The organism is Candidatus Flexifilum breve (assembly GCF_016713355.1).
Genome location: NZ_JADJPI010000035.1, coordinates 62,062 through 83,362 on the forward strand (window position 1 = coordinate 62,062; position 21,301 = coordinate 83,362).

The following is a 21,301-nucleotide window of genomic DNA, read 5'->3' on the forward strand; positions in this document are numbered from 1 at the left end:
TGGTATCTGGAAGCGGCGCATGGCTAAGATCCTTAACTTTCACGCTGACTACCAACATAACGAAGCTGAGACTATTTGTCAATATGTCCACGTGGCCTGCACTAAGCGGCTGAGTCAGCGCAGATGGGACGCACCATTCATATCGATCACGCTGCCTGTGAGATAGTCCGTGCCACTGGAAGCCAGAAAGACCACCGTGTACGCGATCTCGTCGGCGGTGGCGACGCGATTCAGAGGGCTCTGCTGGCGCACGAGATCTCCTTTTTGTCCCTCAAGATAGCTTTCAGCCATGTCGGTGTCAACCCACCCGGGCGCGACGGTAAATACGAAGATGTTGTAGGGGGCAAGAGCTTTGGCCAGCGACTGACTCATGGCGTTCATGCCGGCTTTGCTCGCGCCGTAGGCGGGCGCAGCCGGCTCACCGCGATAGGCGCCACGCGACGAAATGTTGATGATGCGTCCGCCACCTTGCCGGAGCATATACTGCCCGGCACAGTACATGGTGTTCGCCGCGCCGATGAGGTTGGTATCGATCGTACGCCGCCATGCATCGAGCCAGGTTTCGTAGGTGCTGCTCTCCAAGGGATGATCTTCGTAGATACCAGCATTATTGACGAGGATATCGAGCCGACCGAACTGCTCGATGGTCGAGTCGAGCATGCGCGTGACCGCCGCGGGATCAGCGACATCAGCTGGAATGAGCAGATGCCCCGTGCCTGCGAGCGCGGCAGCAGTCTCTTCAGCGGTGGCAAGATTGCCACGGTAGTTAAGGGCGACCCGCGCGCCACGCGCAGCGAAAGCGAGAGCAACCGCGCGACCAATCCCGCGCGATGCGCCCGTTACCAGCACGGTTTTGCCCGTAAAATCCAGCAAAGCATCCATGTTTCCAACTCCGTGTGTCGCCGCGATCAACCAGGCGTTTATAACAGAGAAGCCGCTCTCCGGGGAGAACGGCTTCGAGTCAAACTGGGGCAGGCGAAGGGGCTACGGGGCCGGGCACACACCCGGGTCGCGCCAATCCTCACGCTGCACTTCGTCAATGGAGATATCCACTTCGGTAACCGTCATGTCCGGGCGCAGGTAGACCGTCTGCTGGCCGAAGGGGCCGTGACCGTCTGACCTTCGCGGCTGGCGACTTCGTTGCTCGGCACCTGTTCCGGATAAATGTCGTCCGAAAGTTCGAACGTCAGGCGTTCGGCATCGAGTTCGAGGTCCACGGGGCCATCGGTGATCGGCTGGACTTCCGCTTCGAACAGGTCAGGCTGACCGGTCACGTCGGTGCTGAAGAATACGCGCAGCTCGTCGCACGTCCACGCCGGAGCATAGTCGGCAATGCTGTTGTCGCTGATCTGGCGCGTCAGCCCGGTCGCGAGTTCGTAGGTGTAGATGTCAAGGTCACCATCGAGATCCGACTGGTACGCGATGTAGCGGTCGGACGGCGACCACGCGGCGTTCGTCGCGTCACCGGCTTCGTCGCTGATCTGGCGGGCGTTGGAACCGTCCGCGTCCATCACCCACAGCGTGCTGTTACCACCGCTCGTCGCGGTGTAGCGACGGAAGACGATCTGCGTGCTGGAGTTGCCGAACTGCGGGTCGACATCCGTGGTGGTGCCATCGCTGAGGCGGTTGATTTCACCCGTCGCCATTACGTATTCGTAGATCTGCATCTGGCGCACGCCGTTTTCGTCCGCACGGTCACTCTGGAAGACGATGCGGCTGCCATCGGCTGACCACGAGGCGTTGGTTTCATTGCTTTCGAGCGTCGGCGCAAGCATCGGGAAGACACGGCCCGTGCTCATGTCGATCATGTAGAGATCCCAACTGCCGGTACGAGTCGTTTCGAAGACCACGAAGTTGCCAGGTCCCCAAACCGGATGGGTATCGAGCGCAAAGTTGTTGCTCGTCACGCGCTGGACGCTGTCGGGATCGCCGCTGGTCGAGGCGACATAGATTTCCCGGTTGCCGTCACGATTGCTACTGAAGGCGATCCACTCAGAGTTAGGCGACAAGCTCGGGAGACATCGCTGACTTCCGGCCCTTCACCATAGCTCAGGTTGCGGCGGAACGTCGTCTGTGTTTCCTTATCGGCACCGTCCAAGCGGAAGATTTCCCAGTCGCCCGTTTCGTCCGTGTGGTAGACACGGAAGGTGGGGCAGGAGTAGCCGCAGGCCGGGACGTCGGCCAACAAGGTGGTCTGTTCGAGGCTCAGCGGTTCGAATTCGGCTGATTCAGCGAACGCGGTCGCCTGGGCACAGTTGAGCGTGAACGACTTGGCGATGCCGAAGCTGGTCGTGTCGAACTTTACCCCGCCACGCGCATCCGCTATGGTGATGCCACTGATAGTGAACTGCTGGCCGTTAGCGAGCTGGAAGTTCGGGCTGGGCGGCGTGATGTCGGCACCGGTGCCGAGCGCCGTCAGTGTGAAGCTGTGCGAGGCGAGCATCGAACCGCCGACGTTGGTCACCGTCATCGAGGCCAGGTTGGCGCAGACACCAGTCACCTCAAAGACCGGATCCGTGCAGTCCTGAGTCATACCGTAGCTGCCCGCGAACCCACTGCTGGTGAAGGTGTAGGGGAGATAGGGGTTCTGACCGGACAGCGTGACGACCATCGACGCGCCCGTGGTCAGGATCAGCGTGCCGCTGGCCACCGTGCTCCCTCCACCCGAGACCGTATAGGGCTGCGAGAAGATCATCGGCGCGCCAGTGTTCGTTACTGTGAAGGCGATCGGGTTGGAGCAGGTGCTGGTGACGACGAGCACCGGGTTCGGGCAGTCGTGCGTGTAGTTAATCGGCACGAAACCAGCGCTATTGCTAAAGAGATATGCCGCGTGGGGGTCGATGCCCGCGGTGAGCGTCACCGTGGTACTGGCTCCGGCGACAAGGTTCAGATTGCCACTCGCGACTGTGCTGCCGCCGCTCACGACGGTGTAGGGCTGCGGGATGAGCATATCCGCGCCGTTGTTCGTGACCGTGAAGACAATGGGGTCACCGCAGACGCTGGTCACAGTGATGGTTGGGTTGCCGCAGTCGTGTGTGTAGTTGCTGACTGTGACGAAGGCACCGCTGCTGCTAAAAGTGTAAGCCGCATAAGGATCAACATTTGCAGGTAGCATGATGGTGTCGGTTCCACCTGCGGATATTGACAGCGTTCCGCTGGCGACTACGGTGGCACCCTGTGTAACGGTATAGGGCTGCGGCAGCAACATGTCTGCACCGGTATTGGTCACGGCGAAGGCAATCGGGCTGCCGCAAACGCTCGTTACCGTCAAGGCCGGACGCGCGCAAGACTGGGTATAGTCCGCCACAGTGACGAACCCACTGCTGCTGAAGACATAGGGCAGGTAGGGATCAAGATTCGTGGGTAAGGGGATAACCGCGTTCCCGCTGGCCGGAATACTGAGGTTACCCGAGGCGACGGTTGTACCACCCTGCGTAATGGTGTATGGCTGCGAAACAACCATTGCACCACCTGTGTTCGTGACAGTGAAGCTGAGCGGCGAACTGCACACGCTGCTGACAACCAGTACCGGCGTTGTCGCACAGTTATGTGCGAGCGACAGGTTCTCGTAAACACCAGTGCTGGTGAAAGTGTAGGTGTCATACGGGTCGCTACCATCGGGCACGACGATATTTGTGCTCGCATTAGAGCCGTTCAACTGGAACGTGCCGCTGGCTACGAGTACGTTGGCCACATTACGGATTTCCCATGCCTGGGACTGCGACATGTTTGTAGTGGAAACATTGGTCACGGTGAAAACCGGTAAGGAGTTGGCACCACATGTCGCGGCAACGTCGAGATTGACACATTCAGCTGTGTCAACCAGACCCGTGTCAACGGTCTGGAAGCGAACGTAGGTTCCGGAAGGCGGTGAGAAATTGCGACTTGCACCGGCAGCGAGTTGGAAAGACTCCGTTGCAAACAGTGTATTGGTAGCAGCATCATAGTACTGGACGATATCGGTCGTGGTCATCGCGCCGCCGGTATTTGTCACCGTGAAGACCGGCGTACTGTTCGTGCAGACGTGACTAACCGACAGAATTGGGGCTGAACCCGAGTTGGGCGGCACAGTGAGCGGCCGTTCAATTACACCCGGCACATCAATACCCATCTTGACGAAGTAGGTGCCTGATGCCGAGTATGTATGGCAGATTGTGGTCTGATTGGTGACAACTACCGGCGAACCATCACCGAAGTCCCAGCTCACAACCATGACGCCGGGCGCGAGAATCGCCGTGAAGCAATACTGCCCATTGCCCTGAGGCGCGATGCTGAAGGTATTCTGACTTTCGCCAAACGTGTAGGTGCGAATCGTGTTAGTTGCTGTGCGAATGAGCGGGTTGTTGGTGGCCGCATTTGTCACTCGTAGACTAACCGTGGTGCTCACACCAGGTGTTGAGTACGTATAGCAGGGATTTACCTGTGTTGGCGAGTCAATTTCAAATATACCATCGCCGTCGAGATCCCATTCCCACCGCGCAATACTGGGGCCGCTGCTCACACTCGTGTCGGTAAAGCAGACATACATGGGAGCAACGCCGGTGTACTGCGAGGCATTGAAGCGCGCGATCAAACCGCCGGGCTGTTCCAACGTGAAATTGAGTTGAGCTTGCGTATTCCCCAGTGGCCCGGATCCAACAACGGTCGCTGTCCAGACACCGGGAGCCAGGGTGAGCGAGGGGTTCTGTTGGTTGTTACGCGTGAGAGTTGTTGACGTTGTGGAGTTGAAGAACGTCCAATTGTAGGCTCCCGTAAGGTTGGTGCCTACGGCCGTGAATGACTGGAGCGTGTTACCGAACAAGGACCCGGTGCGATTGGCCACAATGTTTTGCAGGCCGTAAACCGTGTAGGTGACAGTATAGCTGTCACTACGTCGCCCCTGAACATCTTGGTTGAGCGTAATTGTATAGGTTCCAGGCGTGTTGAAACTTACACATTGACTTGTGCCGTCAAACACGTTCGAACCTAGACTATTGCTGGCGGGATTTCCGCTAATCGACCAAGTCGTGGTCGCGTAACTTGGTTTTGCGGGCGTCCAAGTTGTTGTGTCGGTAAAGCAGATCGGCTGACCAACCGGCATAGCGTTGTTCGTCCAGCCACCCGCTGTGTAGGTAAATTGGGCGTCCAGGACACCCGCGGAAAGCGCGACCGAACGCGTACAAGTGTAATTGGTGGTGGTTTGACCATGTTGTTCAACAAACACTGATAACGTGTAGTTGTCAACACCAAGGGGTGCCAGTTCCGCTAGAGTGAATGCCCGTGAATTCACCGTACCATCGAAGATAGTCTGCGGTGGATTAAAACCATCGATATCATAGAGCGTATATGTTGCCCCATTCGAAGCTGTCAACGTCCACACGAAATGCAGGTAAAGGGCGTTTGTGTTGTCGATCAGGATATCGTAGGTGTAGGTCGTAGGCGAGCCAGCACTGGGCGAAAGATTACCATTGATGCCGCTCTCGCACTGGAATGTAACCGTTTGTGCGTATGTCCCGACGTTAAGCGCCGGTGAGGTACAACTTGCAGCGGGTAAAGTGCCTGCATACGCCGTGCCCGTATCCGGGTTGATTACTGTTGACGCCGCGACCGATAGATTGTAGACGAGGTTGTAAGACGCGTTGGGCTCGTTGAACGTCAGCGATAGCGGATGACTGTTCGCAATGTATGTGAGTGGTAGAGCAGTCCCCACTGGTGTTACCACCCAGCTAAAAGCAGAGATACTGCGTCCCCAATAATTCAAAACACTGCGCGTATAGCTCGTGGTTTCTCCAACGGTTGGGTTGATATCACCAATCGGTACGTTACAGGTCAATGACGGTAAGCTGACATTGATGTTCGTAGCCGAAATGCTACAGCTTGAAGTCGAGCCATCTGGATTGTTGACTGTGACAGTCACACCGAGTGTCTCGTCGCCAACGTCCAGCGCACCGGGTGCCCATCTGACACGAACTGAATTCCCACCGTTTGTCTCAATCACACCGTCATTCGCGTCAACAGTCCAATTGTATGAGACGTTGGTTCGACCGGCTAAACCTCCGAGTGCCACCGTATAAGTGAAAGCACGAGTTGCGTTATCCGTTGAAACTGGAGTCGGGCTGCGGCTACCTGTTATGCTGTTACAGGTGAGCGCTGGCCAGTTCTGCACCGTGTACTGTTCGGTATCGTCGCAGCGTGACGATGCTGGTATATACAACGGGCTGACTGATGTGTTGTCGACGTCGATCTCGACGCGCCAGTTGTCAATTCGCGGCAGACCAAGCGTGCTTGAGCTATTGGTGAACGGGAAAGTCGTTCCTGTGCCTACGAATACCCAATCGCCAGGATTGTTGGGATTGGGATTGGGAACTGTTCCTTGGTACCAGCGTGCTTCGGTAACTGTTCGACCATTCGTTCCGCTTAGGGTATAAGACAGGGTGTAGCTGGTGCCATCGGGATACTGCGGAGTCGACGGGCTGATAGCGATGTCGCAGACGAGCGCGTCGAAGTTATGATTTACCGTGATCGTGTCATTGCATTGAGCGCCGTCACTGGTGATACCGTTCAGCTGAATCGTGAACGCACCAAAGCCTACTGTGTCCCAATCAATGTTGAGGTTTCCACCTGATTGATTCAGCGGTAGACCTGATCCATTCCCGGTTACAGTCCACTCATAATTGATAGTACGAGAAGGGAAACCAGTGGCTGTCAGGCCGGTAGCACTAGCAGTGTAGGTCTGGGCTGCGGAATTCGGCGCGACATTCGTGTTGCCCGCAATTGAGCAGGTTACAGCAAGGCGTGAAACCGTTACCGTAGCTTCGGCGAAAGAACTTAGCCCAGAAGCGCTATCCGTAATACGGAGCCGAATTGATTTGCGCCGAGGTCTGTCAAAGCGATATTCGTCGGGTTCGCAGTTGTCGTCTCGTAGCTGCCGTCACCGTCGAGATCCCATTCGATAGTGTCATAGGTGCCAGTACTGGTATCCGTCAGGTTGATACGAGTTCCCCAGGTGATGTTGGTTCCCGGGTTCACCGAAAAGGATGCAACAGGAGGTTCGATGACACTGATCGCGTAAGCCGCTTGCGAGGTTGATGTAGCATCGGCATTAGCGACCGTTAGACGCGCGGTGAAGATGTCGGTACTGGTGTAAATATGACAGACGACTGAAGCCAGCGAACTAACGGTTGGTGAGCCATCACCGAAATCCCAAACAGCACTCGCAACTGACCCGGTGCTGGTGTTGGTGAAGCAGACTTCGACGCCACCGCCGGACGCTCCAATCAACTGCCATGTGAAATTCGCATTGACTGTCGATGCCGGATCGGCAGCTACGACCTGACGCATAACGGTGTTGTATGTGCCTGGCGCAAGACCCGGCCCACGATAGCGCATCGTAACATTGTAAGTTCCGGATGCATTGAATGTGAAGTTGTGAGGGCCAAAGCCGACTGCCTCAATTGTTGCGAAATTGCCGTCCGTGTCCCATTGAACCGTGTCAATCGGTCCCTCGCCTAAATCCGACCCAGCAACTGTTACAGTGAGCGGGGCGGGACCAACAATTGGCGTGACACTGAAGTCAGCAAGCGGTGGTGGCGGAACGATAACAATCGACTGTACAGCGGAACTGCTCGTACCTGAGCCATCGGTTGCGGTGAGAAAAACATAGAGGGTAAGTGGTAGCGGCACGCTCGTGTTACTGAAGGTGTAGCTAAAGTTTTCCTGGGTCGATGTGAAAATGTAATCCCCGACAATTAAGGGATCGCTATTCGTACTGATCGCCCAACTGTACGCTAGCTGACTGCCGATACTGGTATTGACGGTCACAATAGTGAAGGGGACGCCCGTAAATTGCGTAGAGGGCGTCAAAGTAAAGTTTGCCATCAAGCCCGAACTGATGCTGACGCCGCCAGTTAGGCTGATGTCTGGAAGGCTGTTGTTTGGCGTGCAAACCAAGGTGACGGCAAAACTGCCAGCGGTAGAATAAGTGTGAACATTGTTTGGAGAAGTTGAAGTCGGACTGCCATCCCCAAAATTCCAAAGATACGAACCAATGTTGCTCGTGTTGATCGCATTGAATGCGTACGTGTAGGCATTGGAATCGCCAGCGTCCGTGATTTCCATCTCACAGAACGTTTGAACCGCGAGAGGCATAATGATCAGATCCGCTTCAGCGGCTGCTGGTTCGGTTGCTTCTGCACTTACTTCGGGTGTGACCTCGAGGGTTGCCTCGACAGTCGGGATAGCGTCGCCCGTTGGAGCTTCGGGTGTGACCTCAACGGTTGCTTCGATTGTCGGAATAGGCGTCACCGAAGATTGCTGCGGTTCGATGGTCGCGGTTTCCTGAGGTTGCGCCGGATCTGGAGGAGCGGGTGTTAATACAACATCCGTCGCCTCTGCCGTTGAGAGTGGATCAGCAGTTGGCTCCGGCGTTGAGGCCTGCGACAAAACGGCTGATGCGACAAGAAAGACAATCAGAAGATAAATAACGTGGGCCATAGGCCGATAATGACGACGACGTTTCCCGTACATTACGCGATGTACTCCTTCATAACAGCGGTGCAACTTCTATTCGCAGTGGTCAATTACTGCGGGAAACTGACTTTAGATACTACGACGACGGCAATCTCTGCAAAGAAACAAACGCAGTGCCACTACAGAAAGCATACGACAGAGCTGAATTTTCCACAACAATCTTCTATTAGCCTGCCGTGAAAATTTGTACTTTGTTGGACGTGTCTTTATTTTATTCTTGTGCGACTGAGGGGAAGTGGGAGATGCGTTCGTTAGAAAACTCTCACAAAAGTTTGCTCATTCAAACAATGTGTTCTCCCTCATACCTCGTTCTATTGGTGCATTTCTGCCCCTGTAGACATCATCTTATAACCAACAACAAACGAAAGTCGAGTAGAATTTCCTTGACAATTGAGAAGTTATACAAAATTGGGAAGAGGTTTACTTTCACTATGTTGTTCGATTAAGAAAATTGCTTTTGCATATTGTTAGGGTAACTTAGGCCGACCCGATCAACAAGGAGCGACCGAGTTCATGGGCGGATTGACGCACACCCCGGCATGGATGGCACTAACCAGCCACTATCAACAGGTACGCGAGCAGCAGATGCGCGACCTGTTTACCGATGATCCTGAACGTTTTACGCGCTTTTCACTGCGGCTAGGCGATATTCTGTTCGACTACTCCAAGAATCGCATCACAACGGAAACGATGCGGCTCTTACTAGACCTCGCGCGGCAGGCTGATCTGGCGGACAAGATCGCGGCGATGTTCAGTGGGCAGAAGATCAATGTCACGGAGCAGCGCGCGGTGCTGCATGTCGCCCTGCGCAACCGGGCGAACACGCCGATCTTCGTGGACGGCGTGGATGTTATGCCGGACGTGAACCGAGTGTTGGCCAAAATGCGCACTTTCAGTGAAGCGGTGCGCAGCGGCGCATGGAAGGGCTACACCGGCAAGGCGGTCACCGATGTGGTGAACATCGGGATTGGCGGGTCGGATTTGGGACCGAAAATGGTGACGCTGGCGCTGGCGCATTATGCCAAACGTGATGTGCACACCCATTTCGTGTCAAACGTCGATGGGACGGATCTAGCGGAAGTGCTGCGCCTGGTTCATCCGGAGACCACGCTGTTCCTGATTGCGTCGAAGACCTTCACAACACAGGAGACCATGACAAACGCGCTCTCGGCGCGCGCGTGGTTCTTAGAAGCGGCCCAAGATGAGGCGGCCATTGCCAAACACTTCGCGGCGATCTCGACCAATACCGAGAAAGTACGAGCATTCGGTATTGATCCGGAGAATATGTTCGAATTCTGGGACTGGGTAGGCGGGCGGTATTCGTTGTGGTCGGCGATTGGGCTGTCGATTGCGCTGGCCGTCGGTATGGATGCATTCGAGGCATTGCTCAGCGGCGCTCACAAAGTCGATGAGCATTTTCGCACCGCACCCTTCGAAGCGAACATCCCGGTCATCATGGGGCTGCTCGGCGTGTGGTACAACAACTTCTTCGGGGCGCAAACCCACGCGATTCTGCCTTATGACCAGTACCTTGCGCGGTTCCCGGCGTACTTCCAGCAGGGCGATATGGAGAGCAATGGCAAAGGTGTCACTGTGGATGGTGAACCAGTCGATGTGAGTACTGGGCCGATCATCTGGGGGGAACCGGGGACGAATGGACAACACGCGTTTTATCAGCTTATACATCAGGGAACGAAGCTCATTCCGTGCGACTTCCTCGCACCAGCGCGCACGTTGAATCCATTAGGCGGAGGGCAGGGCAGGCATCACCCGATTCTGCTGGCGAATTTTTTCGCGCAGACGGAAGCGCTGATGAAAGGTAAAACAGCGGATGAAGCGCGCTCTGAACTGAGGGCAGGCGGCACGTCCAACCCGCCGGAACTGCTGGTCGCGGCGAAGACGTTTCCCGGCAACAAACCGACGAATTCGATACTGTACCGCGAATTGACGCCCGAAACGCTGGGGGCGCTGATCGCGCTGTATGAACATAAGATTTTCACCCAAGGTGTGATCTGGAATATCAACCCGTTTGACCAATGGGGCGTGGAACTCGGCAAACAGCTCGCCAAAGCGATTGAGCCGGAACTGGCAGGCGAAGACCCGGTGACCACGCACGATGCGTCGACGAACGGATTAATCAACGCATATAAGCAGATGCGCTAGTCGCACCTGATGGGAGAACAGAGTGACACAACAGCCAGAGAAGGCCAGCCAAACCACGGAGCGCTTCGAACTCGGACTGTATTCGTTTGCCGAGGTAACGCCTGACCCGCGGACTGGCGAGGCGGTGAGCCCGGGGCAGCGCATCCGCGACTTGCTGGAGGAGATTGAACTCGCCGATCAGGTGGGTTTGGATGTATTCGGATTGGGCGAACATCACCGAGTGGAATATGTGTCATCGGCACCTGAGGTGATACTTGCAGCGGCGGCGGCACGAACGAAGACTATCCGCCTGAGCAGCGCTGTCACGGTGTTGAGTTCAGATGATCCAGTTCGTGTGTTTCAGCGCTTTGCGAGCCTCGACCTGATCTCAAATGGACGCGCCGAAATCATGGCCGGGCGCGGGTCATTCATCGAGTCATTTCCGTTGTTTGGCTATGACTTGAACGACTATGACGTGCTCTTCAGCGAGAAGCTCGATATGCTGCTGAAGCTGCGCGCGAGCGAGTTCGTGACGTGGGAAGGCGAGCATCGCCCGGCGCTGGATCACCTCGGGATTTACCCCCGACCGCTGCAGAATCCGCTGCCGGTGTGGGTCGCGGTCGGCGGCACGCCAGAGTCTGTGGTTCGGGCGGCGAGCCGCGGCCTGCCGATGGCGCTGGCGATCATTGGCGGGATGCCGGAACGATTCACACCGTTCGTTGAACTCTTCCGGCGCAGCGCGCGCTCATACGGTCACGCCGAGTTGCCCGTGAGCATCAATTCGCACGGGTTCATCGCGGATACCCGCCAAGAAGCGCTGGATGATTCGTTCCCGGCAGTACAGGCAGTGATGAACAAGATTGGCCGGGAGCGCGGTTGGTCGCCGATGCAACGTGGGCAGTACGAAGCGGCCGCGACACTGCGTGGAGCCAACTTTGTGGGCAGCCCGGATGACGTGATCGAAAAAATTCTCTTCCAGCACAGTCTCTTCCAGCATCAACGCTTTTTGCTGCAACTCAGCGTGGGCACGCTGCCTCATGCCAAAATCATGCATGCGATTGAGCTGTTTGGCACAAAGGTGGCTCCGGTTGTGCGCGCCGAAATCGCGCGACGGGTCGCGACGACTGCGTCGTAACCCGTCCGTTGGCTATGTGCCGTTGCGCAGGTCGGACAGTTTGCGCGGCTGATAATGGATATCCGCAAAGACCGCGGTACAGCCGTTCCCGGTCGGTGACTGGCATGAGAAACCGAACTGCGGCAGTTGGAGCTTGCCCAACGTGAAGTACCGGACGAGATGCCAGTAATGCCCGTCAAGCGAGTAATGGCAGGCAAAGGCATCACCGAGGCGGGCTAGGCGGAGATGCACGGTATTGCCCGCAATCTGCACCGAATTACAGTCATCAGAATAGCCGCGGGTGACCACTGAGACGATTGTTGGATGGCCCTGCGGCGAGTATTCGAAGCACAGCTTCGCCCAGAGGTCATCCCGCTCGTGAATGCGCAGCACGCCAGCATCATAGGTCGCCGCGAAATCGACCGTCACCTTGGCGCTGAGCGTGAAGTTCGAATCGGGAGCAGCGAACAGCGCATTCGGCGCAGTGCCAATGCGGAAGGTGCCATTGGGATCGATGAACCAGTCGGTCTTGGGGCCAGCCTTGATCGTCAGCGCGGGATCGATCTGCCAGTCGAGCGGCGCGATCTGCCAATCAAGGGGGGTGGGGATGGACGGCAGCGTAAAGGTACTCATAGAAGGTCTCCTAGCAGCGGACTAATGACGTTGATCAAGGCGAATGAAAGCGTACGGGAGCAATTCAAGCGTTAGGGCACCCGCAGCGGCGGCCACCATCTGACCGGGCGCAGCGCGAAACCCTTCCGGGTTCCGAACGGCTTGGTCGGCGGTGTGCTCGTCGAGGGATGTCAGCGTCCAAGAACCGTGCACGCCAGTTACGGTGACGGTTTGGCGGTCGGCGGTGTGATTGGCGATGAGCAGACGCCGCCGCGCATCGTGGTCGAGCGCGAGGCCGCTGATCAGCTTGGGCTGGGTTGAGGTAAAGCCTAGGGCCTGACCACCTACGAACTCACCAACAGCAGCGAACACATGGTACATCGGGAAGACGCCGCCCGGGACAGAGGGAAAACGGTCGGGCAGGGGCGATCCGTTGGCCCGTTCCAGCACACCGAGCCACCCGGCCAGCTCGTAGAACGTGAGGCTGAGCGCGCCTGCGTGTGCTAGTGAGGCGATAGCTCCCAGCGTCCAGCCCGCGCCGAACAGGGATGCCTGCCGAGGATCAACGCGGCGCGGAAGTTCGCCGGGGGGTGGATCCGGGTCGGGGGCGACGGCGTCGGGATTCCAACGGATTTTGAGCGTCACAGGGCTGATGTGCAGGTGGGAATGCGCGCCGAGAAAGGCGCGGGCGGTCGCCACCCCGGCAGCGAAGCCAGAGAGGTTCTCGATCATGGTGTCGTTGTCGAAGGCATGTACCTGCGGATTGATGGGGTAGACGACAATGTCGGCGAGATTTTCGGCTGGGCGTTCGCGGTTCAACTCGGTGAAGTAGCCGTTGGTGCCCAAGCCAAGGCGTGAGTGCTTCAGCACGCCGGCGGCGGCCCGAAACGTGTCCGGCGAGGTCACCTTTTCCTCATCCCGGAAGATGATGAGGTCGCCTGTGACTGGATGCTGCTCAAGATAGTCGTTCAAGGCGGTGAGTTCGGCGGAGAAAGCGTCACCAGCGCTGAAATGCACAACCAGTTCGAGGCGTTGGCTGATTTGCGCGAGCGTTGGGCGGACACGATCGAACTGCGGGAGGCCGCCTGTGGCGAAATGCAGGTCATAGCGGATGTGGCTGAGCCTGAGCGCACGCAGACGGTCGATTTCGCGCGGGGTGAGCGGCTCGGGATAGGCTTCGCTGGCGAGACCCAGCGGCGGGAGGTCGATAACAGCGGTTTCGTCGAGATGCAGCACGGACGCCTGCGGCTCGACGACAAGGCTGGCTGGATCACCGATGAGGCGGAGCGTGATCTGTTGGCTGACGCGCTCTCCCGCTGTGACGAGCACTGGCAGCGGCCAATCATGCGGCGTGCAGTAGGTCTTAAACGAGGCATCCCCCCAATTGCGTTGGTCTTCCATTTCGAAAATGTCGCCTTCCATGCGCACCTCGGCCCGCACGCCGGGGAGGACTTCATGAGTGAGCGCGCGCACCTCGTAGTAGGGTTGGTGAGGCTGAACGAACACCGGAAAGGCACCGCGTTCCGTGGTGCCGTCGATGTGCTCGACGTTGACGGACTGGCCGGAGACCGCCATCGGATGCAGGACGCAGAAGCCAATGCGGTTACGATTGAAGGTGGAGAGGGCTTCGCCCGCAAAAGTGAAGCGAATAGTGTTGTCCGCCGTGCCTGTTATCGAGCCGAGCCAGACGTAGTGAATGTCGTGCTGCTGGTGGTGACTGGTGAAGGTGATCGTGAACGAGTCGGCGTGGACGTCGATATTCAAGTCACGGAGTTCGAACGGGATGGTTCCCCAGTTCTGGTCACGGACGGCGGCATAAATGCCGCGGATGATCTCGTGGGAGCCAAGGCGGATATAGCGCAGCTGCCCGGTTTCGTACTCCATGGTCAATTGGCCAGCCCGCAGAGTAGTGCGTTCAGGACTGGGTTGCGAAGTGCCAGTAACTATTCGGGGAAGCATCTTTAGCTCCTGCGGGAACAAGGCGGCGCAGACTCATTTGCATGAATAGGCACAATTGTGGTCGGCTTCACGCTGCCTGTCAAAGAAAATCGTGGATAATAAGGGTGAACAGTAGAATTCACAGTAACAGTTGCAGTTGATCCTGGTAGCGCCGTGCCTAAGCCGCGGATAGGTGCGCGAAGGCGAACATTCCCGAAAGGTCGAGCCGAATGCATTATCAGATCGTACATCACATGGCGGCGCTGGATGCTGCCCATAACCCGCCGAATTCGCTCAATGCGGTTGAGGCGTGCCTCGCGGCGAATGCTGCAGCGATTGAAGTTGACATCATGCCACTGGCAGGCGAAGACTTTTTGCTCGTCCATGATGACGTGCTGGAGTCCGAGACAACGGGCCAGGGACGGGTCAGCGAGTGCACCCCGGAGGCAGCGAAGAAGCTGCAGCTCAAACAGCGCGGCGGCAGTGTGGTTTCGGATCAAGTACCCGCGCTGCTCACTGAGGTGGTAGCGGCCATGCTGGGCGCGCCGGCTCGAACCCGGTTGCAGCTCGATTACAAAGCGATCAATCCCACCGTCGACGACGAATGGCTGCGGCGGGTGATCCGAATTGTCGAGCCGCTCGGGGATCGTGTCATCGTCAGCTCCTACGCGGATTGGCATTTGCGGCGGCTGCGGCGGTTGGCCTCGTGGTTGGATATCGGCTTTGACATCGGCCTGTACCTCGAATGGCGCGATCCCGCCTGGCAGGTCGATGCGCGCAAGCCACCGTTCCACCTAGGCAGTTACGGCTACTACGACGATCACGTGCTGGCACGTCAACGGCTGCTGCCGAATGCAGCGTATCTGGCGGAACGCTGTGAGATACTACTGCGGCAGGTCCCCGAAGCGAGCACATGGTATGTGAGCCATCATCTGATCGCGCGCGGCCTGGATGAAGGGTTCAACATGGCTGCGTGGCTGCGGCAGAACGATGTGAAACTGGATGCATGGACGATGGATGTAGACAAACCCATCGCCGTGGCGAATGCACCGCGCCTGCGCGACGCGGGCGTCGATCTGTTCACGAGCAATACGCCGCTGGCACTCGGGCAACTGCTGCAAGCACAGGCGTGAGGATAGCGCCATCGCGGCAGGCAGAACCCGAGGCCAGCTTGCTGGCTGGGCATTGGGTTCTGCGCCGGATCACCACTCAGCGATCGAGCCGTCGGCGTGCCGCCAAATAGGGTTACGCCAGCGATGGCCGATGGCCGCCATCTCGCGCACTTTCTCCTCATCGACCTGAATGCCGAGCCCCGGCCCCGATGGGATCGTCACGTAGCCCGCGGCATAGTCAAACACGGTCGGATCGACCAAGTAATCGAGCAGGTCATTGCCGACGTTGTAGTGAATGCCCAAGCTTTGCTCTTGAATGAAGGCATTCGGCGAGATGGCATCGATTTGCAGACAGGCCGCGAGGGCAATGGGGCCGAGCGGGCAATGCGGAGCGAGGGCGACATCATAAGCTTCGGCCATCGTCGCGATGCGGTGTGTCTCGGAGATGCCGCCAGCATGCGATACATCGGGCTGGATGATGTCAACCACGCCTTGCTGCAGCAACTGCTTGAAATCCCAGCGCGAAAACATGCGTTCCCCGGTGGCAATGGGTGTCGATGTGTGCGCGGCGATTTCGCGCAGCGCGTCGTTGTTCTCTGATAAGACGGGTTCTTCGATGAACATGAGATGATAAGGTTCAAGCTCTTTGGCGAGGACTTTTGCCATCGCGCGGTGCAGGCGACCATGAAAGTCGACGCCGATGCCGAAACCGCTGCCGAGGGCAGCACGCACAGACGCGACCCGTTCGACGACGCTTTCGAGCTTTGCGTAGCTATCGACGTAATGCAGTTCCTCGCAGGCGTTCATCTTCACGGCGGAAAAACCCTGCGTGGCGCGATCCTGGGCCGCGGTGACGACGTCACTGACACGATCTCCGCCGACCCAGGAGTAGACCTGAATGCGGTCGCGGACGGCGCCGCCCAGCAGTTGGTAGATGGGCAGACCGTACCGCTTACCCTTGAGATCCCACAAGGCTTGATCGATGCCGGCAATGGCGCTCATGCTGACCGGCCCGCCGCGGTAGAAACGCGCGCGGTAGAGTGTTTGCCAGATATCTTCGATGGTGTCGGGGTCGCGTCCGATGAGGTAATCGCTCATATCGTGGACGGCGGCGGCCACGGTCGCGGCTTGACCCTCGACAATGGGTTCACCCCAGCCAACCAGTCCCTCATCAGTGGCGATTTTGAGGAAGCACCAGCGCGGCGGCACAATGAACGTTTCAAGAGAAGTTATCTTCATGGGTTTACTCCACAGGGACGACGAAACTATACTTATGCCTCAATTTCCAGTGGCTGATATGCATTGAGATTCTGGAGGCTAGGTTTCATGGCAGTCGCAATTCCAAATTCACACCACGATCTGATTGATAAGCCAGTCGCCATTGCACTGGTGACAATGATGCCGGATGGGCAGCCGCAGGCGACGCCCGTTTGGTTTGATTATGACGGGGAGTACATCCGAGTCAATACGGCACGTGGCCGCCAAAAGGACAAGAACATGGCTATTGGGTCGCCGGTCACGCTGCTGGCGATTGCGCCCGACAACATGTACCACTGGATGGAGATTCGCGGGCGCGTGGCAGTCGAGACGGAAGAGGGAGCGTTGGAGCACATCAATGCCCTCAGCGCGAAGTATCGCGGCGTCACGGATTACTATTCCCGCAACGAAGCGATGCGCGGAAAAGAGACCCGGGTAACCTACAAGATCGAAGTTTTGAAGGTTAACACGAGTTACGCATAACTCAAGCTTCGAAGATTAGGGGTGTAGAGACGCACCGCAGTGCGTCTCTACAAATAGCCAACCGCGCTTGCGCAGATTTGCGGGCGAAGCACTTCACTTTTCACGCTGCTTGGAGCGCCGCCACACCATGGCGAGCAGCCAGCCGAGGAAGTTGGAGACCACATCGCGGGCGGTATCAGTGGGTGTCCACTGCATATTGATGGCTGTCGGGTCACTGACGCGGGCTAGTTCATACTGCTGCATCTGGTATTCGCCGTATTCCCAGTTCAAGGTAATCAAAGCGAGCAGGGTAAGTGAGATGAGTTCGGGGCTTTGCTGACTACGCCGGAGCAGCGCGGCAAGCAAGCCGGCATAGTTAGCGTGGGAACCCATCGTATCGACCGTGTCAGCGGCTAGCGCAGAGAAGGCGAAGGCGGTCGCTGTATGGGGAATAGCGTCAAGGCCGACGCCCGCGACACGTAAGTCCCCCATTTTGCCCTTGTAGATGTTGAAGCGAGGGTGGGAGACGATGTAACCGAGCGCCAATGGCGCGACATACACAGCGTAGCGCGGGTTGTCCCGCACCATCGTGAGAAGCGTCGCTTCGATCAGATTGCGCGACCGATGGCGCGATGAGAAGATCAGACGCAGCGCATCAGGCAGCAGCAGCGATAGGCTGTTGGTCAGCAAATGTGGCAGCCAGGTTGTCACCAAACGATAGTGCTGGCGGTTGGCGAAGGCGGTCTGCGCTACGAGCAACCAGAGACCATAACGCAGCAGATGTTGACGGCGGCGGACAGGGGAAGTTCGACTCATGTGTGCCTATCCCTAGGTGAACAGTTTGGGGCGGGGATGGAGAGCGCAGTTGAGTCTAGGGTAACGCAGAGTTGAGCGAATGGACACATTTTCACTACTCACTCTAAACTGTTTCGGCGTGCCGGGCTGGAATACCCGAGCACGCCTGCGAACGTTAAGCCGGATTCTGAACGAAGCGCCTTACGGTTTGGTGTGCTTGCAGGAAGTCCAGACGCATCGCTACCGTCAGCTACTGACGACCAGCTGCCAAACCAGCTATGTCGCGCAAGCTTATGCCGGATTCGTGCATGCCCCGAAAGGCGGATTGCTCACGCTGGCGCGCACCAGCATCGATCAGCACGAATTTCGGCTTTTTCACGAGCGGGGCTTGTGGTATACCCCGGCGGTCATGGACTGGATTCTGCATAAGGGCGTGCTGGTAACCGATCTGACGGTAGCTGGGGTGCCGATCACGGTGCTGAACACGCACTTGACCGCCAACTACATGGGTAACTGGACGCGGAACAACCCCTTCGCCAAACAGGAATACACCGAACTAATGCAGATCGCGGAGCTGGTCAACGCGCAGCCCGCCGAACGGTTGGTGATTGTATGTGGAGATTTCAATATCCCGCGCGGATCCTGGTTGTATGACGAACTGCTCGCCGCGGCGGGGCTGGTTGATCCGCTGAGCGGGGATATGCGTCCGACGTTTCGTCCGTACAGCGGCATGGGACGACATTATGGGGCGCCGATTGATTTCACACTGTACCGCGCGCCGCAGAATCTTCAGCTAAATGTGGAAGCGGAACTCAAGTTTGAGAGCAAGGTGTCGGTTGAAGGGCGCGTGGTGTTCCTGTCGGATCATCTCGGCATTGAAACGTGCTTCACATGGTCGCACCAGACCGTGACCGCCTAACAAGGGGGCGCAGGTGCCTGCGCCCCAGAATCGACTAACTTGCGACGATGCGGTTGAGAAAGGCGCGAACAACGCGCAGATACGCCTCGAACTGATCGCGGCGGACGCTGTGCCCGGCTCCGGCAATGGGCGCGACCTCGATGTGCGGGATGAGCGTTTGCAAGAACGCGATCCCAGCGGGGCCAATGGCGGCGCCGACCGCCGGATCGGCGGGGATTAAGAGCGTGGGGCAGGTGATCTTCCCAAAAACCGCCGTCCAATCGAGCGACAGGTTGCCGGGCTTGAGCACATTGAGCGCATTCCAACTCAACTGGAGCTTAGAGTCCGCCCACGGCTCAATCTCATCTAGCGACCATCCCGGCGTGGCGACCTGCTGCTCGCTGATGAGCTGCTCGCGTGTTTTGCTCTTGACGACCGGGATCCCGTCGTTGAAACCGGCAGGCTGCGGCGGAGCTGTCCACCAATCCGGCGGGTCTTCGAGGATGATAGCGCGAGGGACGGTGGGATAAGTGCCAGCCAGTGTCATCGTGGTGGCCGCGCCCATCGAGTGACCGAGCAAAATCGGCTGCTTCAACCCCAAACCGTGGATGAGGCCAGCTAGATCATTGACTTGTGACATCTGATCGTAGCCGTCCTCGGGCGCTTCGGAGAGGCCATGACCCCGCGCGTCGGGCATGATCACGTCGAAGTCAGCTTGCAAGGCGTCGGCGAGGGGCGTCCAGCACAGGCCATTGTCCGTGAAGCCGTGCGAGAGAACGAGCGGCGGGAGATCACCGCCGGTGCGGGTGTAATGCAGGCGCAGACCATTACTGGTCACCTCGCCGGACTGCCAGTTACGCTGAGACATGGCTAACCTCCAAAGGGTGCGGCGACGCGCTGACCGGGTAACTGCGAGTCAGCGCGTCGTGGTCTAATAATTGGTGAAGATGAAGCTGTTCAGTTTAGGGAACAGCACATCGGCAAGCTGCTGGTTGCGTCCCCAAATCCCGACATCCGGATACATCGACCGCAGTTCGGCGCGGCTGTGGTAGCCTAACGCGAGCGGTGCGAGCAGCAGTGGCGGCAAACGAAAGCCCCACGTATCACCCGCGCCAATGGACTGAACCGAGATGAGTTTACCGCGTTCGAACTGCAATTCGACGGTGTCGCGGTACAAATTGATAGGCAGGGTTTCAGTCAGGTCGGCAAACAGGCTGACGGCGAGACGACGTTCCAATACGGGCGTCAGTTTCCGCAGCAGACGAGCCGCATCCGGAATATGAATTTGCCAGGCGTAGTCGTCGCGTAAGGCGGCGCCATATAGCCGACCCGCCTGCACCAGATCGCTGGTGGCGGGCAGATTGAGGCGGACGTAGGGTTTACCGCGTTCCGCCGCGATGTACTTAAGCCATCCGAACAGTCCGTCCGCCGTGGCAGCGCTCAAGCGTGAGGTTTCACTGACGATCAGGCCGTCGCCGAAGCCCTGCTTCGGCAGGCAGCAGTAGCCGGTCGCCTCATTCGACTCATCGAGGATGAGCCAGACCTCGATCTCGGTTGCCGTGCCGACACTGTTTTCGAGCAGGTACTGCCAGCCTGCGGCGGAGCGCACAGTCGTGATGTCGAGGTGGCGCGTGGCGTCAGCGTAGAGATCCATGAGCGCGGGAATGTCAGCACGGTCAGCGCGGCGCGTGCGCAGGGGCTGATCGGGGTCTCCGTCAGGCAGGCGGCGGAGTTCCAGCTCCCAGTGCAATTCGAGGGGTATGGCGTACTCATAGTCGAACTGACGATAGAAGTACGGAATGCCTTGAATGTGGCTGAGATCGAACTCGTCGCGCGCGAGCAGGGCTTTGAAACGCTGGTCGAGCGCGCGGATGAGGCCGCGATTCCGGTAGTCGGGATGCGTGCTGACAATACCCATCTCCGCCGAGCGGAGCCTTACTTCTTCGCAGCGCCACGTCCACGGAATGAGGCAGAGTGATGAGACAATTGCGCCGCTGGAAGTGTCTTCAATGTACAGCCAGTAATCGGGACGGGCGGCGGGATGTTGGAGAATCAGAGCGCGCGACATGGTGCCAACATCAGTGCCGAAGCTGCTGGCATTGAACGCGGCGAGGCGCTCGGCGTCAGCGATATCACGGATAGAGTGAAGTACAAGTGAGTTATCGAGGGGTTGGTGGAAGGGGGTATAGGCGTTGAACACCGCAGGTGACTCCTTGAGGTCAGGTACAGTTTGCAATTGGGTGAGAATTGTCAAGGAAGCACAAAAACCAGCATCAGTGCTGGTGGAGGGGCTGCGCCGGATTGTGCGAGTTCCGGCTTAGAGGACTTGAGCCATACCTATAGTCAACATGGAGGTAAGTGTAGCGAGCACGGGACGATTCGTCAACGCCGGGGTGCGTAGGATGGACAAAAAACAAGTGCGCTGACCTTTGGATGGTCAACGCACTCATGTTGGAACTTCGC

The 21,301-nt window shown here is 57.8% G+C and carries 15 protein-coding genes; 5 read left to right on the forward strand and 10 right to left on the reverse strand.

Features of this window, described 5'->3' with window-relative positions:
* Positions 1-114: 114 nt before the first annotated feature.
* The 4 genes from IPK17_RS23180 to IPK17_RS23195 form a co-directional block, all read right to left on the reverse strand.
* Complete coding sequence (locus tag IPK17_RS23180; RefSeq protein ID WP_343420072.1) at positions 115-882, reverse strand: SDR family NAD(P)-dependent oxidoreductase; 768 nt, start codon at positions 880-882, stop codon at positions 115-117.
* Between the two features lie 182 nt (positions 883-1,064).
* Positions 1,065-2,009, reverse strand: coding sequence for a TolB family protein (locus tag IPK17_RS23185; protein ID WP_343420073.1), 945 nt, complete (start codon positions 2,007-2,009; stop codon positions 1,065-1,067).
* Positions 1,904-5,896, reverse strand: coding sequence for a PKD domain-containing protein (locus tag IPK17_RS23190; protein WP_343420074.1), 3,993 nt, complete (start codon positions 5,894-5,896; stop codon positions 1,904-1,906). The genes IPK17_RS23185 and IPK17_RS23190 overlap by 106 nt, the downstream gene beginning before the upstream one ends.
* 911 nt (positions 5,897-6,807) lie before the next feature.
* Positions 6,808-8,505, reverse strand: coding sequence for a PKD domain-containing protein (locus IPK17_RS23195; protein WP_343420075.1), 1,698 nt, complete (start codon positions 8,503-8,505; stop codon positions 6,808-6,810).
* Positions 8,506-9,021: 516 nt separating this feature from the next.
* Between IPK17_RS23195 and pgi the strand changes: the two genes are divergently transcribed.
* Both pgi and IPK17_RS23205 read left to right on the forward strand, forming a co-directional pair.
* The gene (gene pgi / locus IPK17_RS23200) at positions 9,022-10,671 is read left to right on the forward strand and encodes a glucose-6-phosphate isomerase (protein WP_343420076.1); all 1,650 of its coding nucleotides are present in this window, start codon (positions 9,022-9,024) and stop codon (positions 10,669-10,671) included.
* Positions 10,672-10,693: 22 nt separating this feature from the next.
* Positions 10,694-11,785 (forward strand): LLM class flavin-dependent oxidoreductase, encoded by a 1,092-nt coding sequence (locus tag IPK17_RS23205; protein ID WP_343420077.1) that lies wholly within the window; start codon positions 10,694-10,696, stop codon positions 11,783-11,785.
* Positions 11,786-11,797: 12 nt separating this feature from the next.
* Here IPK17_RS23205 and IPK17_RS23210 read toward each other — a convergent pair whose 3' ends face one another.
* Together IPK17_RS23210 and IPK17_RS23215 are read right to left on the reverse strand one after the other, a co-directional pair.
* Positions 11,798-12,397, reverse strand: a complete 600-nt coding sequence (locus IPK17_RS23210; protein ID WP_343420078.1) for a DUF1349 domain-containing protein — start codon at positions 12,395-12,397, stop codon at positions 11,798-11,800.
* 21 nt (positions 12,398-12,418) lie between these two features.
* Positions 12,419-14,335 carry a D-apionate lactonase family protein gene (locus tag IPK17_RS23215; protein WP_502748967.1) on the reverse strand — a complete coding sequence of 639 codons (1,917 nt, stop codon included), beginning with the start codon at positions 14,333-14,335 and terminating at the stop codon, positions 12,419-12,421.
* A gap of 209 nt (positions 14,336-14,544) precedes the next feature.
* Here IPK17_RS23215 and IPK17_RS23220 point away from each other — a divergent pair, with 209 nt between their 5' ends.
* Positions 14,545-15,447, forward strand: a complete 903-nt coding sequence (locus IPK17_RS23220; protein WP_343420080.1) for a glycerophosphodiester phosphodiesterase — start codon at positions 14,545-14,547, stop codon at positions 15,445-15,447.
* Positions 15,448-15,516: 69 nt separating this feature from the next.
* Here IPK17_RS23220 and dgoD read toward each other — a convergent pair whose 3' ends face one another.
* On the reverse strand, positions 15,517-16,665 hold the full coding sequence (gene dgoD / locus IPK17_RS23225; protein ID WP_343420081.1) for a galactonate dehydratase: 1,149 nt from the start codon (positions 16,663-16,665) through the stop codon (positions 15,517-15,519).
* A gap of 87 nt (positions 16,666-16,752) precedes the next feature.
* Between dgoD and IPK17_RS23230 the strand changes: the two genes are divergently transcribed.
* Complete coding sequence (locus tag IPK17_RS23230) at positions 16,753-17,166, forward strand: PPOX class F420-dependent oxidoreductase (protein WP_343420082.1); 414 nt, start codon at positions 16,753-16,755, stop codon at positions 17,164-17,166.
* A 93-nt stretch (positions 17,167-17,259) separates the two neighbouring features.
* Here the strand turns inward: IPK17_RS23230 and IPK17_RS23235 are convergent, their stop codons facing one another.
* Positions 17,260-17,961, reverse strand: coding sequence for a hypothetical protein (locus tag IPK17_RS23235; RefSeq protein ID WP_343420083.1), 702 nt, complete (start codon positions 17,959-17,961; stop codon positions 17,260-17,262).
* A 79-nt stretch (positions 17,962-18,040) separates the two neighbouring features.
* Between IPK17_RS23235 and IPK17_RS23240 the strand changes: the two genes are divergently transcribed.
* Positions 18,041-18,859 (forward strand): endonuclease/exonuclease/phosphatase family protein, encoded by an 819-nt coding sequence (locus tag IPK17_RS23240; protein WP_343420084.1) that lies wholly within the window; start codon positions 18,041-18,043, stop codon positions 18,857-18,859.
* Positions 18,860-18,893: 34 nt separating this feature from the next.
* Here IPK17_RS23240 and IPK17_RS23245 read toward each other — a convergent pair whose 3' ends face one another.
* Complete coding sequence (locus tag IPK17_RS23245) at positions 18,894-19,706, reverse strand: alpha/beta fold hydrolase (protein WP_343420085.1); 813 nt, start codon at positions 19,704-19,706, stop codon at positions 18,894-18,896.
* Positions 19,707-19,769: 63 nt separating this feature from the next.
* A complete protein-coding gene (locus tag IPK17_RS23250; protein ID WP_343420086.1) occupies positions 19,770-21,038 on the reverse strand; it encodes a GNAT family N-acetyltransferase in 1,269 nt (422 codons plus the stop codon).
* Between the last annotated feature and the right edge of the window lie 263 nt (positions 21,039-21,301).